Source organism: Mycoplasmopsis gallinacea, assembly GCF_900660495.1.
GTDB classification, from domain to species: Bacteria; Bacillota_I; Bacilli_A; order Mycoplasmatales; family Metamycoplasmataceae; genus Mycoplasmopsis; species Mycoplasmopsis gallinacea.
In genome coordinates this window covers 72,964-89,750 of record NZ_LR214950.1, presented here as the reverse complement: position 1 = coordinate 89,750, position 16,787 = coordinate 72,964, and the positions used below count along the sequence as shown (strand labels likewise).

Annotated in this window: 13 protein-coding genes; 11 read left to right on the top strand and 2 right to left on the bottom strand. The window is 27.3% G+C overall.

Going from position 1 to position 16,787, the window contains the following annotated elements; all coding sequences use genetic code 4:
• Positions 1-2 precede the first annotated feature (2 nt).
• The 5 genes from EXC51_RS00310 to EXC51_RS00290 all read left to right on the top strand — a co-directional run bounded on the left by EXC51_RS00310 (position 3) and on the right by EXC51_RS00290 (position 5,955).
• Complete coding sequence (locus EXC51_RS00310; RefSeq protein ID WP_129619998.1) at positions 3-1,514, top strand: phospholipase D-like domain-containing protein; 1,512 nt, start codon at positions 3-5, stop codon at positions 1,512-1,514.
• A 96-nt stretch (positions 1,515-1,610) separates the two neighbouring features.
• A complete protein-coding gene (locus EXC51_RS00305) occupies positions 1,611-1,877 on the top strand; it encodes an HPr family phosphocarrier protein (RefSeq protein WP_129619997.1) in 267 nt (88 codons plus the stop codon).
• A gap of 46 nt (positions 1,878-1,923) precedes the next feature.
• Positions 1,924-2,844 (top strand): ABC transporter permease subunit, encoded by a 921-nt coding sequence (locus EXC51_RS00300; RefSeq protein WP_129619996.1) that lies wholly within the window; start codon positions 1,924-1,926, stop codon positions 2,842-2,844.
• Positions 2,834-3,910 carry an ABC transporter permease gene (locus EXC51_RS00295; protein WP_129619995.1) on the top strand — a complete coding sequence of 359 codons (1,077 nt, stop codon included), beginning with the start codon at positions 2,834-2,836 and terminating at the stop codon, positions 3,908-3,910. Before EXC51_RS00300 ends, EXC51_RS00295 begins: the two co-directional genes overlap by 11 nt.
• An 8-nt stretch (positions 3,911-3,918) precedes the next feature.
• Positions 3,919-5,955 carry an OppA family ABC transporter substrate-binding lipoprotein gene (locus EXC51_RS00290; RefSeq protein WP_129619994.1) on the top strand — a complete coding sequence of 679 codons (2,037 nt, stop codon included), beginning with the start codon at positions 3,919-3,921 and terminating at the stop codon, positions 5,953-5,955.
• A 140-nt stretch (positions 5,956-6,095) separates the two neighbouring features.
• Here EXC51_RS00290 and EXC51_RS00285 read toward each other — a convergent pair whose 3' ends face one another.
• Together EXC51_RS00285 and EXC51_RS00280 are read right to left on the bottom strand one after the other, a co-directional pair.
• Complete coding sequence (locus tag EXC51_RS00285) at positions 6,096-7,784, bottom strand: IS1634 family transposase (RefSeq protein ID WP_129619993.1); 1,689 nt, start codon at positions 7,782-7,784, stop codon at positions 6,096-6,098.
• Between the two features lie 193 nt (positions 7,785-7,977).
• Positions 7,978-8,829, bottom strand: coding sequence for a hypothetical protein (locus EXC51_RS00280; RefSeq protein WP_129619992.1), 852 nt, complete (start codon positions 8,827-8,829; stop codon positions 7,978-7,980).
• A gap of 650 nt (positions 8,830-9,479) precedes the next feature.
• On the opposite strand from EXC51_RS00280, the gene EXC51_RS00275 reads away from it, so the two are divergent.
• The 6 genes from EXC51_RS00275 to EXC51_RS00250 all read left to right on the top strand — a co-directional run bounded on the left by EXC51_RS00275 (position 9,480) and on the right by EXC51_RS00250 (position 16,161).
• A complete protein-coding gene (locus EXC51_RS00275; protein WP_129619991.1) occupies positions 9,480-11,480 on the top strand; it encodes a GGDEF domain-containing protein in 2,001 nt (666 codons plus the stop codon).
• Complete coding sequence (gene rplI / locus EXC51_RS00270; RefSeq protein ID WP_129619990.1) at positions 11,461-11,922, top strand: 50S ribosomal protein L9; 462 nt, start codon at positions 11,461-11,463, stop codon at positions 11,920-11,922. Before EXC51_RS00275 ends, rplI begins: the two co-directional genes overlap by 20 nt.
• Before the next feature lie 41 nt (positions 11,923-11,963).
• Complete coding sequence (locus EXC51_RS00265) at positions 11,964-13,424, top strand: DnaB-like helicase C-terminal domain-containing protein (protein ID WP_129619989.1); 1,461 nt, start codon at positions 11,964-11,966, stop codon at positions 13,422-13,424.
• Between the two features lie 79 nt (positions 13,425-13,503).
• Positions 13,504-14,739, top strand: coding sequence for a CNNM domain-containing protein (locus EXC51_RS00260; protein WP_129619988.1), 1,236 nt, complete (start codon positions 13,504-13,506; stop codon positions 14,737-14,739).
• Positions 14,740-14,794: 55 nt separating this feature from the next.
• Positions 14,795-15,232: an APC family permease gene (locus EXC51_RS00255; protein WP_129619987.1), complete on the top strand. Its 438-nt coding sequence runs from the start codon at positions 14,795-14,797 to the stop codon at positions 15,230-15,232.
• The gene (locus EXC51_RS00250) at positions 15,229-16,161 is read left to right on the top strand and encodes an amino acid permease (protein WP_129619986.1); all 933 of its coding nucleotides are present in this window, start codon (positions 15,229-15,231) and stop codon (positions 16,159-16,161) included. The genes EXC51_RS00255 and EXC51_RS00250 overlap by 4 nt, the downstream gene beginning before the upstream one ends.
• Positions 16,162-16,787: the final 626 nt, after the last annotated feature.

Genomic DNA, 16,787 nt, shown 5'->3' with positions numbered 1-16,787 from the left:
AGATGAAGAAAATCAATATCAGTAGGATTTTAATTTTTATCCTACAATCAATTATTTTTGCACTTGTTGTCTTTGGGATAAGTGTTTTAATTACAGTTGTAAACGAAAGTTATATTTCAGTTTTAATTTTCGTTTTATATATTTTAAATTGTGCTTTCGCTTTAATTATCATTAAGCAAAATCGCCAAATTGAAGCTAAAATGAGCTGAATTTACTTGATTTTATTCATTCCTGTCATTGGACATTTTCTATTTTTAGCATTCGGTTTTATGACAAGAAACAAAATTGAATTAAAACTTGAAAATGATCCAAAATATAAATTAAGATATTACGAATCTAAAGGTATTATTGAAAATGCTAACCGTCATAATGAAATAATTCACCCTTATGAAAGAATTCGTGAAAAAAGTTCGCTTCCAGGTGCAATTGATATTTATTCTGATGGTTATCGTTTTTATGAAGTGTTGCTTGATCAAATCAAAAAAGCTAAAAAGTCAATTTTCATTATTACTTACATTATCAAAAAAAGTGAAATAGCTACTGAATTTATTGAACTTTTAAAAGAAAAAGCCCTTGAGGGGGTTGAAATTAAGTGGCTCATTGATGATTTTGGAGCTATGTTTTCACAAAAACATAAAATTCGGAAATTAAAAAAATTAGGAGTGCAAATTGGTTATATTGGTAAAATTTACTACCCTTTTATCAATAGCTCAAGCTTTTCAAGAAACCACCAAAAATTCATTTTAATTGATTCTTCAATAGTATTTTCAGGTGGAAATAACATCTCTGATGAATATGCATCTCTTTCAAAAAAATATGGACATTGAATTGATATTAACTACCGAATTGTAGGCCCATACGTCAATAATTACAATCTTCATTTTGTTAAGATGTGAAAGTCAATTACGCACAAAGATATGGAGCTGGAAAATTATTTATATTACAAACATGGTTATAACTTAAATAATTTCAAAAATGATCTTTTATTTGTTTCAGATTCACCTTCATTTGAAGAATCTGAAGCTGAATTTTATTGACTTAAAATGTTTGCAATGGCTAAAAAATCAATCAAGATTGCTACTCCTTATTTTTCAATTACAAGTGCACTTACCAAACAAATCATTTTAGCTTTAAAAAGTGGAGTTGATGTGGAAATTTTCATTCCAGGCCTTCCGGATAAAAAAATGGTTTATAAAATTACTCTAAATCAACTCAATGAACTTCGAAAATATGGTCTTAAAATTTGAATTTATAAAGATCATTTTCTCCATTCCAAAATGGGGTTAGTGGATAACGAAATTGCCTGAATGGGTACAAATAATATGGATAGCCGAAGCATGTTTTCTCAATATGAAACAATGGATATTATCGCTGGTGAAGCTACTAGGCAAATTAATCAAATTTTTGAAATATACCGTAAGAATTGCGTTGAGATTTCAAACCTCGGAAACCTTACTGGAGAATATAACGTTATCGAAAAATTCATCTTTGATTTAACTAAACCGTTGATATAATATTAATTACACACGAAATATGGTATAATGTTATTACATTGTTGATTAATCTAAAATAAATACTAAAGTTAGGTATTAAAATAGAAAGGATAAAATATGAAAGAATTTACATGTAAAATTATTGATCCAATTGGATTACACGCACGTCCTGCTACTTTAATTGTTAGCACAGCATCAAAATTCAAATCAGATGCTAAATTATCATCAGGTGGAAAAGAAGGAAACTTAAAATCAATTATGAACATCATGGCTCTTGGTGTTAAAAGCGGTGCTGAAGTTACAATCAAAATTAGTGGTGAAGATGAAGAAGCTGCTATGGCTGCTCTTCAAGAAGCATTAAAATCAAACAATTTAATCGATTAAAACCTAAGTTGCTTTTTTAAGCAACTTTTTATTATTTTAGGCTGTTATGATTAGGTACTTCTATCAATTATTTTTAAAAGACCTACTTTTAGGTGTTTTAAGCATTATAACAATCACTTTATTAGCATTTTTATTAATTAACATCAATAGTTTAAATCTTTCTTATAATTTCGCTATATTTACCTTCAAATTATTCTCTTTCAAAATCTTTTTAGCTAGCGAAACGAGCATCTTTGGGCTTTATTTTAATAATTCAATGAAAGTTATTCTACCTTCCTTTGGAATGTCTTTAATTTTAGGTTTTATCATCGGAACTATTTCAGGATATTTTTATAAATCAAAAATTACGCAATATTCTAACTTAATTATTTATATTTTTAGTGCATTGCCAGTTTTTGTAATTGCACCAATTTTAGTAGTTTTTGCCGAGCAAATTGATCTTCCTTCCATTTATGTTGAAACACAAATAGCTAATAGCTACGTTTCTTTTTTATCTTTAATTATTCCGAATTTACTTATTATTGTCATTTGTGCAAGCGTATTTGCTATTTTTGTGCGTAATTCTGTAATTGTTGAACTAAGTAATGAATATAATAAGTTTTTAAAAGCTCAAGGGTTTGGTAAGGTTGAAATTTACTTTAAATCCGTTTTTAAAAATACTTTTATTAGCTTTTTACCAGCAACACTTATTATTTTTACTACCATTTTATCTTTTGATTTAATCGTCGAAAGAATTTTTCAAATCCCAGGAACTAGTGTTATTTTAATGAGCGCTTTAAAAAATAATGGAAACTTATTTTTTATTTATTTAATCGCTATGTCGCTTTTAATTTTGCTTTTACAACTTATAATTGAAGTGATTTTAAAAATTATCAATCCTTTTGAAAGAGTGTTTTTGGTTAAAGCAAGCAAAGCACGCCTTGATTTTGAAAGCTATTTAAGTAAAGGAGTAAGCAATGCAAGCTAATCAATTTAATTTTGCAAGCAAAAGTCAAACTTTTGCAAGCGCAAAAGTGCTAATTTCGCAGCAAAAACTTTATTGAAAACGCTTTTTTAAAAGCAAAAGCGTGATTGTTGCTCTTTTTGCCTTGCTTATACTTTTACTTTTACTAGTCCTTAATCACTTTCTTTCTCCATATCAAAGTGATAAAGCTATTTATGATTCTTCTTTGGTATATAACCTTCCACCACTTAATAATCCGATTATTAGCCGAACTTTTGAAAATGGACCTGATACAGATTATTTAATGAATTTAAATAAGAAAGGAATTGTTGATTTTGAGTCAATTACAAACTACAAATCTTTTTATATAATCAAATATAATCCTTATCAAGTTTTAAGTTTTTTAAGCCCTAAAGATGAACTTAAAACTTACTTTGGAACTAATTCAGTTGGGATTGATAATTTCACCTTAATGACCGATTCAATTTTAATTACTCTCTTAATTACCTTTGTTTCTGGTTTAATTCAGCTCTTTTTTGGAAGTTTAATTGGTAGCTTAGTTGGGTTTTATTCTAATAAAGCGCTCTATAAAAGTAGTTACTTTATTTTAAGTGCAGTAATTGTGGTTCCTTATTTATTTTTAACAATTAGCTTGTTCTTGCTTTTTGGTTATTCGTTAGCTAAAGCAATTTGCTTTTTAATTATTGTTGGGTTTTTTAGCATTTTTTATACTAGCTATCACAAATGTCAAGAAATTAAGATTCTTTCATATATTGACGGTTATAAAACAATTGGTTATTCAGATTCTAGAATTATTTTAAGAGTTATTTTTAAGCAAATTGTTTTTTACAATCTTTCATTTTTTAGCGACCAACTTTCATTAAGTTTTCTTTCTCTAGCAGCATTAAGTTTTTTTAATGTTGAAAATATTAATTCACACATTAATATTGGGAATTTATACAAACAAATTATTGAAGATTTTAGCAATTATTACTTAAGCATTAGCACAATTGTTATTTCGATTGCTTTAATTGTTATTTTTAAAATTATTGGTGCAAGTTTAAATATGGCACTTTATCCAAAAATCTAAGGTAGAATATGAAAAAAACATTAACTTTTTTAAGTTTAATAGCTGCTTCTAGCACTCCTTTTGTGGCTAATTCTTGTGTTGATTTTGATAATATTCATGCTAATAATGTCTTTATTAAAAATGAAAATCAAGCCAATATGCTTTATCAAAATCAAACTCTAAAGCCTAGTGATAGCTACATTAATAACGAAATAGTTCGCACTATTTTTGCACCACTTATCACATATTCTTACCAAGGAAAAGTGCACGAAGATAAAATTAACAATAATTTTGATAGCATTACCAAAAAGATTTTAAATTTTTATTTAGCAGATAGCATTGTCATTTATTTACCTGATAATAACGGAAACTTAACTCAATTTAGCTTTATTGATAGTGATTATAGTCTTAATTTAACAAAACCAGATAAAGGAAGCGGGTATAGCAAACCTATTTTAACGGTTAGCTCGCCTAACCAAACTTCCATTAATAATCCTGATTTTTGAAATAAGCTTAAACAAGCAAACAAGGTGGAATTTAATTTAAAAGATAATCTTTTTTACGTGGATAAACAAGTAAATCAAACTAAAATTAATTTTAAAGCAAACGACATCGCTGATAATTTATTAAATAATCAAGCTTACTTGGAAAAAATTAAGAATTTATATAATGTAACTTTTATGATGCAAAATAATAAATTGATTTTTAGCGCTGCTAATGCGGAAAAAGAAGCAAAACTTGATTTATTTGTGCAAAATGAAGTAATGAACAATTTTATTTTTCAACCTCAGGCACAGGGACAAAAAGACTTATTTTTAGGTACATATGTTGTTAGTGAAAATGAAATTAACAAGTTAATTCTTTTAAAAAATGACCATTCAGCTAATGAAAGTTTTAATAATGCAAGTGATTCGCTTGAAAAAATAATTTTTAATTATAACCCAGTGTCACTTGATGAAGAAACATTTAGAATCCAGTCACTTAGAGCCTACCGTCAAAATTTAATTTCAATGCTTAATTACAGCACTTTAAATTCAAAACAGCAAGAAAATGTACTCAAATATTCAGATATTTACGGATACAATGAAGTTGTTTCATATAACAGCAAAGATGCAATTTTTAAATGAACTTATAACCACAATATTAAGGCTAATAAGTCTAATAATGCTTTTAATAATGATTTTGCAAACTTCATACACTCTTTATCTAAAAAGGAATTATTTTCCTTTGAAAAAGCCCTTGCAATGCTTTTAAATCCATACACAATCGCTAAGTTAAGCGATAGTAATTACTACTGAAATGTTGCGCCACTTGCAAGTGTGCAACTTCAAGGAATTGATCAAGAAAACAATAATTTTGATTCACTTTCAGCAGCTTATTATTTATCAACTTTAACTAGTTTTGAAAACCTTCAAAGCAATTATTTTATTGAAAAAGAAGTATATTATCAAAAAGAAAACATTCTTGATTTAAATAAACAGCTTAAAAGCGCTAATTTTAAGGCTTTAAAAGAGATTATCGCTTCAATGATAAGTAAATTTAAACAAGTTCATACTAATGCTAATATTAGTTTTATTATTCCGGTTTTAGATACCTTTTCAGAAAAGGAAAAACTGCTTCTTGAAAGGTACAAAAATCTTTTAAATGACAATTTTGACTTAAATGTTCAAATCGAAGAATATGATTCAAATAAAACATACTTTTTCAAAAAAACCCATATTTCTTATTTAAACAATTCACTTGAGAGCTTTTTCAAAGTCCTTTGAGATGATTTTCGCTCAGTGCAAAGCTTTAGTTATTTTTTAGATTTATCAAATGATGAAGCGATTCAAAAATTTATCAACTTGAAAACTTTAGATGAATTTTTGAATTACCTAAATACCAAAACTACCTATGAGCAAATTAAAATAATTAATACCTTTAATAATTACTTCAATATTCCAGTTATTTTAAACAACGCTCTTAGCGAGAAAACATTCGAAAAAATCTTGATTCAAAACTACTTAGAGCTTCCTTCTTTTGAAGATGGTATTATAAATTATGCAGATGTTAGAATCACTTACTAATTAGCTTGCATTAAAACAGCACAATAAAAAAACGAATAGCCTAAATTTTCTAGGGTTATTCGCATGCGTTTCCAAGTTGTAATGATGAAAAAAACGAATACACCTATAAATAAGGCGTATTCGTTTTTTGTGCTTTTAAATTACAATGATAGACCATTAACCGCATATTGAAAATCACTATATATTTTGTTTAATTCCTTATGTTCTGGGTCTAAATTATTCTTGATTTCACTTACAACTTTACCATTCACAGTCTTTGTTGTGATTGTTATAAGCTTCAATGCATCTATAAACATATTCATTGTGAGCCTTTGAATCTCTCCATTATCTTTATAAAATTTCTTTAATTTATAAATGCAATATTTCAAAACAATTAGAGACAAAAAGCATAAAAACACATGAGATTGAATATGTTCGTCTTTATAGACGTACATCGGTCTAACTTCGATTGCTGATTTTAAAGTTCTAAAACCTTCTTCCACTTTTCATTGTCCCTTATATATTTCATTCGCTTCTTTTGAATCTATGTTTGTTATGTTGGTTTCAATCATATAAAAACCATCTTCATTAGCCACTTTTTTAATTTTTTCGATATTTAATCTTCCGACTGTTTTACCATCTACATCCATATACTTTTTCTTATATTCAGGAACCAAAGCACTTAATGGCAATTCACCGTTAATAGACTTTTTCTCCAATTTATTAATAAGATTTTGTCTTTTTATTTTGTCTAAAGTTTGTTTTGAAGGGCTAAAATAGACAAATTGTTTTCTAAAGGTATCGCTATATCTTTTTTTATTTTTATTTTTAGCTCAAACAGATTGGACGAATCTAGATTTAGTAAAATAATCATTTTCTTGAACAAACCCTTGATCATTTACTATAAATGCTTTATCTTCTTTTCCAAGAATATCAATACGTTTCTGAACTATATATTTATATCCTTTTTGTTCTAAATATCTTAAATTTGCATTTTGACTAATACCCTTATCAGCAACTATTACTGTGTCTTTTGTTTTGTAAATTTTTTGCATTTCGACTAAAAATTTCACAAGAGTTTTAGAATCTGCAGTATTTCCTTCGAAAACTTTATAGTGAAAAGGAATACCATTATTATCAACTGCCATAGCCACAACAATTTGATCTTCATCATGCTTTCCATCTTTAGAAAAACCTCTTTGTCTCAAACCATCTCTTGAAAAACTTTGAAAATAAACAGTTGTATTATCAAAATGCATTAATTTTGTGTTTCTAGTTGTCAATTCTTGCATTTTGTTATAAATATTGACTAAAATTGCATTTTTATATTCTAAAAAAGTATCAAAATAGTTATAAATCGAAGATTTTTTTATATCTATCTCATGTAAAAAGTCATTTTTGTTTTTGTATTGACAAATATAACTTCTTGGTTGAATTATTCTTGTTGCAACAATAAATTCCAATACTTCTTCTAAAGATTTGTATTTAGTTTTTGGTAATCCTTTAAATAAATCTAGTTCTTTAATTACTTTATAAATCAATTCAATACCAACGTTTTTTACATTTGTTTCGACAGATGTTGGGTTAAGCAATTGAAAAAATTTGGTTTTAACTTCAATTTTATCTTCTCCAACAGGAACCAATCTAGCAATTGGTTTTAAATCATCGATGTTTTGCAGAGAATATTTTTCTTTAATTTCTTCTCAATAACCTAATCCAACTAAATTACCAATCCCTTTACCATATCCTTTTGATATTCCTAATGCAATGTAAATCCCTTTTGGGTTTTTTCTTTTATACAGAATGTAGTTACTCATATTTATATTATACATTATTATCATTGTAATCATTGTAAAAAATTAAAATAATTAAAAATTGTACTTATATACTATGTATATAAGTAATAAGGTAAAAGGTATAAAAAAGAGTTTCCAACTTGGAAACTCAGGATTAGCTTGCATTAAAACAGCACAATAAAAAAACGAATAGCCTAAATTTTCTAGGGTTATTCGTTTTTAATATCTATTTCAGATAGCTTTAAGCCTATTGCTTTTCTTTTTGAATTATTTCAATAATGCTGTTTAAATTTTTATCAAGTAATGATAAAGTTTCAGAATCTTCATTTTCAAGATAGATGTTATCAAGCATTTTCTCAATAGCTTCAATTGTTTCCTCTTTATCAATTGGAGTTCGGTGATAAATATTGTTATCGCTATGTTCTTTTAAACAAACAAACATTGAAGGTTTAATACCTAAATTTAAAAGGAAACCAGAAAAATGTTGTGGGTGCCCAATTCCGATTAATTGTTCTTCAGAATAAATTGCTTCAAAATCATCAGCACATGTTGGGTAACAAAAGTGCTCTTCTGAATAATGTAAACATTCAAGATTTTTAATTATATTTTCATCAATTTGAATTGGTTCTTTACTTTCAAATCTTAATTTATAAATTCCTTGTGATTCATGCTTATGTTTTTTTGAATTTCATCTATTTGTCATTTCTTGGAATTGATCTGTTGAAAGTAAAACATCTGTGTAATAGCGAATTTGTGGATCAATACCTAAAGTTCTATCGATTTTAAATCCGTTAGGAATAAGGAAAGGTAATCTATTACTTTCTCGTTCTTCATGAGATAAACCTTCAAATCTATCTACTCATTCAGCATTTTTATTTAATAAAACAAAGCTGTTAAATGGATGAGTTAACCTTACTTTTTTCATATTTTTAAAATCTTCAACATATACTTCTTTATTGTGTGCGTGATCATTTTCTGTATGATTTTCAGTAAATTCAAAAATATTACTTAAATTTTCAAAAATATCATAAATTTGTTCCATTGAAAGGTAGTTTAATTTTTTTGAAAAACTATGAACAATTTGCTTTTTATCTTTCATTTTGACCCCTATATTTCTAATTTTCTCTTATACATTAATTTTATAAGAATTTAGGAACTTGTTTAATTTTTATTTTTAATTTTCATACTATTTTTTGTTTATTTTTCTTTTTTATGTTTTCTTTTAATTTTAGAGTTTAACTTAGAATCTTTTGCGCAAATTAGTTGACTAAGATATTTACTAATTTTTATTTCTTGAGCGTTTAATCCAAATTCTATGGTTCTAAACTCATTTATAGAGTTATAAAGAGACATAAATGATGATGCATTTAGGTAGTTTTGTCAATTTCACCTTTGAAATTTGTTTGTTTTAATAAAACATGAAGCAAGTTTTCAATATCTTTTTCTTCAATAAAATAACAATGTAGATTTGAATTTATAAACGAAGAATCATTTAAAGAAGAATTTTTATTTTTGATATCTATATTTTCTATTAAGTGACATTTTGATAACTTTTTATTAGGTATAAGGTGATGAAAAAAATAAAAACCACTTATCTAAAGGGCTAAAAATGTAAAAATTGACTTAAATAATTTCTAATTAAAAAACCTTATTTTTCTTATTCTCTTCGTATCTAAAAAAGTAAATCTGGTGTTGAATATGTTAAAATATAAACAATTAATTTATAAATAAACTAAAATAGGAGAATTTATGAACTCGAAACAAAAAGTATGAGTGTATTCACTAGCAGCTTTTTCTTGTTTTGTGACGCTTTTACTCCTTCTTTTTGTATTTATTTTTAACACAGAAATCATTTGAGTAAGAATTTTAGTTGCAATTGGAATTCTTCTATTTTTCTTCCTAACTGGTGTGATGCTTTATTTCCTTATCTATAATTTTGCTCGTACAAGAGAACTAGTTAAAAAAAGTTTTAATGGTTTCATTGAAGAAATCATGACAAATAACAATATCGGAATTATTATTTATGATATTGAGTACCGGATTATTTGAGTTTCTAACTTTATTAAAAATAAATTTGGAGATAACTACATTGGATTTTTCATTAGTGACTTTTTCCAAAAAATTGATCCAAGTAAAAATGATAAGTTTAATTTAAATTTAACTAAGTTGCAATTTAAGTATAAGAAAAACTTATATGAAGCTCAGTTCTGGCCTTTAAGTAGTACTATTGTTATTCATGACATTACTACAGAGCAAACTTTTAAAAACGAAGCTTGAGAACAAAAAGCAGTCATTGGAGAAATTGAAATTGATAACTTACAACTTTATCAATCAATTTTATCTGAAGAGCAACTTTTTAACATTAACAAAATCGTTATTGATGTTTTTAAAGAATGTTCAAATAAATACAACTTCATTTATCGTCAATATACTAACGGTAAATTTATTATTTTTACAAACGAAGTCACGCTAAAAGATTTTGAAAAAACTAATTTTGAAATCTTTACCAGAATTAGTGAAAGAGTTGATAATTTAGATATTAGCAAATTATCGCTTAGTTTAGGTTTTGCTCGTGGATGGAGCTCATTAAAAGAAAAACTTGAACAAGCTAAAAAAGCTTTGGTGCAATCACAAAGTCGTGGTGGAGATCAAGTAACGATTTATTCAAATAATTCACAACCAATTTATTATGGTTCAAATACTGAGATTTTAACTGATAGTAGTAGAACTAAGATTAAAAATATTGCTTTAGAGCTTGAGAAAAAATTATTATCTACTTCAATAAGCAAAGTAATGATTTATGGACATGCTAATGCTGACCTTGACTCAATTGGTGCAAGTTATGGAATTTATGAAATAGCTAAAGCTTATGGTAAAAATGCTTATATTTGCAACAACACCTTTGATGATACAGTTAAAAAACTTTTTGAAGAAAAAAATAATAAGCTTCCAAAAGATATTTTCATTCGAAATGTAAATCAAGCTAATAAAATGACGGATTCATCTACCTTAGTTGTGCTTGTAGATAATTCGGATCCATTTAGAACTGATAATAAAGAAGCTTTAACAAATGTGCATCCAAATAATGTTTTTGTTTTTGATCATCACCGTCTTGGTAAAAGCATTGACTTTGCTTCATATAGCAATATTTACGTTGATACATCAGCATCTAGTGCAGCTGAAATTGTTACTGAAATTGCAATGTTCCTTGATTATAGAGTAAATCTTAGTCATGAAATTGCGCAGGTGCTTCTTAATGGAATTTATTTAGATACCAATCAATTTTCTAAATCAGTTACCACAAGAGCTTTTGAAGCTGCTGCTTTTTTAGAAAAACATGGAGCTAAAGGTTCGATTAGTGGTGAGATGCTTAAAATTGATGAAGAAACCCAAGCATTAATTGATCAAATTCTTAAAAACGTAGTTGAAGTGAAAAAAGGTTACTTTTTAACTTATACTGAACAAGAAGCAAGTAATGATGTTATTTCCATTGCTGCTAATGAAATTTTAAAAATTAGAGGTAGAGTTGCTAGTTTCGTGGTTGCAAAACTTAAAGGAACTAAAACCTACAAATTAAGTGCTCGTGGTGTTAATACCAACGTTCAAATTATTTGTGAAGCTGTTGGTGGTGGTGGTCACTTTGGAACTGCTGCTGCTACTAGTGATGAAGAACTTGAGCAATTTGTAGATAACATACGAACAGCAATTATCGATATAGGGAGAAAACAAAATGAAAGTAATTTTAATTAAAGATTGTAAAGATGGAAAAGCTAACACAATTATTGATGTAGCTGCAGGATATGGAACAAACTTTTTAATCAAAAAAGGTTTTGCAGTTGCTTACAACCCAACTAACTTAAAACTTTTAGAAAAAAGATTAGATGAACTTAGTGCTAATGAGCACGAACACAGAAGTGAAGCTAGAGAATTAAAAGAAAGACTTGAGCAAGAAAGATTAAGCTTTACTTTAGAAGCTACTATTGATAAAAACGGACACTTAAATGTGCATGGATCAGTTTCAAGAAAAGATATTGAAAAAACTCTTGTAGAAAAAGGGTACAAATTACCTAAACATGCAATTCAAAAAGTGGATTTTGTAGCTGAAGGACTTCACGAAGTTAAAGCAGAACTTTACAAAGATATCGTGGCTAAAATTTTTGTAGATATTAAAATTCACCAAATTAAAAAATAAAGATCCAAATTAATCATAATTTTAAAGAAAGGAGGTTTATTATGAAAGCAAATTCGCCAAAAAATGTTCCTATTAATGAGCTAGATTATGACAATTTAGTTACTAATCCTAGCAGTATTTATGTTGATGAAAAACTTGAAAGAAAAGTGCTTAACATTATGATCACTAACGATGATCGTCAACTTTTAGGAATTGATTATTTTAATGAAGATACTTTCTTTAACATTAAAAACCGCCAGCTTTTTAGTTTAATTAAAAGCGAACACCAAAAAACTAAAAACAAAAACGTTACTTTTAACTATGAAGATATTTCACACTTTGTCAATCGTGAAGAAACAATTAATGAATATCCTGAGCTTAGCCAGTATTATTTAAACGTTGTTTTATCAAGCGGGCTTGCTAATGATAATAACTTCCTAACTTATGCAGATCGCTTACTTGATTTGCAAAAAATGAGAAAAGCAGAAGCATTTATCTTAGCTTATTCAAAAAAATTACACTCAGAAAAAGATTTATTACCCGAGCAATTAACAACCGATTTTGAAAACTTTTTCATCAAAAACAATACTAATAGTTTAAACCGTAATAACTTTTTAACCCTTGAAGAAGCTTCAACGGAATTTATTGAAAAAATTATTGAAATTAAAAATAACACAAACATTGTTGAAGATAGTGTTCTTTCAGGATTTAGGGGCATTGATAATTATGTTAATGGCTTCAAACCAGGACAATTAATCATTTTAGCTGCTCGTCCAGGGATTGGAAAAACAGCTTTAGCTTTAAATATTGCAAGAAATATTTCACTTAATTCATCACTTGAAAGAAAAAGAAACGTCATTTTTATTTCTTTAGAGATGCCTACTAGTGAGCTTGTAGCTAGAATTAGTTCAACTGAAACAATGGTAGATCTTAAGAAAATTCAAAACCCAAAATATATGCAAGAAGTTGAACTTTCTACGCTTCAAAAAGCTAAAGTTGAATATTTAGACAATATGAACATTTATATCGATGATGCTGCTACATCAAAAATCAACGATATTGTGTGAAAAATTAAGCACCTATATAAAAACTTAAAAGGTGAGCTTGATTTTATTGTAATTGACTATCTTCAACTTATTTCAGCGCCAGATGCATCTGGAAATAGACAAAACGAAATTGCAACTATTTCAAGAACCTTAAAAACCTTAGCTTTAGAATTAAAAGTTCCAATTATGGCACTTAGTCAGCTTTCACGGAACGTTGAAAGCCGTGATGATAATCGTCCGCAGCTTCATGACTTGCGTGAATCTGGAGCTATTGAGCAAGATGCTGACATTGTTATTTTCTTAAGTAGACCAAAAATGAAAAAAGATGCAAATAAAAACAATGAAAATGACAATAGTCAAAATGTTATTAAAACTAATTTAACTGTTGCTAAAAACAGAAATGGGCAACCTGGAATTGCTAGCCTTTATTATTTTGGTAATTATGTTAAATTCCAAGACCCAGAACCTGAAAACTAATTAAATAAAAGGAGTTTATAATGGATTGTTATCCCAGTTATACTTTCACAATAAATATCAAACTGAGAGGTAAAAAATAATGTCCCTGACTATTCAAATTATTCTCTTAGTAGCACTTTTAATTTTATTTGTTTTAAGTAGTATTTATAGTGGAAGCGAAACAGCGTATACCTCAGTTTCAAAAGCACATGTTCGTGAAATGGTTCAAAACAAAGAACGTGGAGCTAAACTTATTTATAAACAACTTGAAAGATACAACCAACTTTTAAGTGCTATTTTAATTGGAAATAATATTGTTAATGTGGCTTCAGCTACCTTAACTAGTGCACTTCTTGGAAGCATTTTATCTCAAAATGAAGTGTTAATTGTTATTATTTCTACTGCAGTAGTAACTCCTATTTTAGTGATCTTTGGTGAAATTGCACCAAAATTACTTGCAAAAAATAATCCAATTCGTTTCTTAAAAATCTTTTGTTATTTTATTGAAGGGACATTTTGACTTTTTTATGTTCTAACTTACCCAATTAGTAAGCTTGGTAAAAAAGTTTATGTAACTCACTCTGAAGATCAACTTAAAAGTATTTTAGATTTAGCTCAAAGTGAAGGGGTGCTTCAAACTGGAGAGAGCATTTTAGCTCAAAAAGCACTTGATCTTGATTCAACTAAAGTCTCACAACACTACATCCGTTTAAAAGATGTTGTGTATTTAGATTATAAAGATAATATATCAAAAGCCTTAGAAGTATTTAAAGAAACCAATTATTCTCGTCTTCCGGTGATGAAAAATGGACAATTAATTGGGATTGTTCTTATTAAAGATATTTTCCATCTTCAAAAAGGAAAAGTAATTAATTACTTAAAAACAGTACCTTTAATTTCAGCTAACTCAATTCCTTCTTCAGCTTTAGAAAAAATGCGTTTAGCTCGAGCTCAAATGGCTTTTGTTACGCAAAGTAATAACAAAGTTGATACCATTGGAATTATCACAATGGAAGATATTATTGAAGAAATCATTGGTGAAATTTACGATGAATATGATGATGAAGAAGAAATTTACGAAATTTCACTTCAAAAATCAAGAGTAGTTGTTAGTGCCTATATTTATGATGTATTCAAACAACTGGAAATCGATTTAGAACTTCTTAGTGAAGATGAAGAAGAAATGACGGTTCGTCAATACCTTCTTAAAAAGACTAATTCAAAAAGAATTTATAAAAACACTCGTTTTAACTTAAATGATATTGTTTCATTTAAAGTTGTTGAGACTTTCCAAGGTAAACCAAATGATACCATTGTTGAGATCAACAAAATTTAAAATAAAATCGCTAGCTAAATGCTCGCTTTTTTATTGCTAAGCCCAGAAAGGATCTATGAAGAAGAAATTTAACTCCATATCTCTTGCGGCGTTATTAGTTAACTACATGGTCGGTTTTGGTTTTATAGCCACAATTATGAAAATTGTTAATTTAGGACCATGAGGAATTTTAGTTATTTCATTAACATTATTTGTAGCTATAGCTACAGCTTTAGTTTTTACTAGGTTATCTAATAATTTCCACGAAGAAGATGGTGGTTCAATGTATTTTGCCAAGCAGACTGGCAAGGAAAGCTTCGCTTTTTACATTGGATTTAACCAATATGCGCAATATCCCCTTTTTTCAGCATCAGGACCACTTTTTTTAGTGACCGCTGCTGAAACATTAACATCTAATAATATTGTTTTATGAATCGTTCGGATTTTTTCAATTATGTTTTTCATTTTCCTTGCTTTTGTTTCTACATCGAAACTTAAACAAGTAAATTCATAATTTTTGGAGCAGCAATTGTTAAATGAATTATTCTTTTTATCGGTTTTGCAATTCTGCTTTATTTAGCAACTAAATTTAATTATTACAGCTATAACTTTACTCATTATCAAGATGTAAATACCTACTTAATTCTTTCTAATTCACTTAGCTTTATGTTTGCTTTTTCTGGAATTGAAATTATGCCAAGCTTTGCTAAAGAATCTAAAGTTAGAAACTACAAGAAAGTATTTATCATCTTATTTGGTACAGTTCTATTTATCTACTTTATCGGATATGTGCTCTTTTTAGGTACAAAAATTTCAATTTTTGATGGTAAGTTTGTCAATATTTACACTCAAGTTCATCACTATGGTTCAATTTTATTTATCATCTTCTTAGTTTTTTACAATGTTTCAGACACATTAACTAGCCAACTTGCTTACTCAAGAACTTTATCTTACTTTGCCAAGCAAGGATATCTTCCAAAGAAAATAGCTTTAGAAAACGAAAATGGCGAGCATAAAAATGCTATTTGACTTAATACCGTTATTATCTTGACTTTTATGACTTTCTTTGTGCTGCTTCCTGAAATTTTAAAAGCACTCGGAGTTAAAATTGAAAAAGATTATTTCAATAGCTTCCTTGATTTAGGAACAATGACTTATTTAACCCAGTACATTGGAGCTTTTATAACCCTTTTAATTTTAGAACAGCAAAAGAAAGTGCGCAAAATTGCTTTAATTGAAAAAATGTTTTATTTTGTAGCAATTTTTGTCCTTGTATCAATGATTTTAGTCCGTCTATTCCCATTTTTAGCAGATGGACCTTGAAAAGTATCTAACTGAATTTCGCTTTTTACCTTTGTAATTATTCACATTATTATTTTCACTTTGATTTATCTTAAAAAGCAAAGAAATAAGAAAGAAATTTTAGCTAAAGCAAATAATTAAACCAAAAAATAATATTTTTCGAATAATCTCTATTTTTGGCAAAAAGTGCTTAAATTTTGAAAAAATTGAAAAATTAAACGCAAAAAGTATTAAAATTAAATTGGAGGTAAAAACCTCCAGATTTCAAATAAATTCAAAACTATTCTTAATCTTTTCTTTTCAAAAAAATTTTTCAATCTATTTATATAATATTTATATTTATAACTTATTTTCATTTACATTTACAAAATTTAAAATCTATTTATGTTCTCAAACATTCATTAAATATTGATAAAATCACTTTATTTAATTTCTCTTATTATTTTTATTTTATATATTAATATCATATAAACTTTTAATTTGTACATCTATGTAATCATACTCCTTGATTTGTTTTATCAAATAATAATCTCTTAGTTATCTACAAATCAAATATTATAGTCATTGTTACTTTTATCCTTTTATTTATTTACATTTTTACACTCATGCAAAGCAGTTTCTATAATTTATCAATGACATAATTTTTACAAAAAGTCCAATGCTTATTTACTTTGTGATCTATTATGATCTTCTTCTAGATGTATTTACTCCTTTTTGTTTTTATAAAATATTTATTATTTTATTTACCTTTCTTTGCTTTGCAAAAA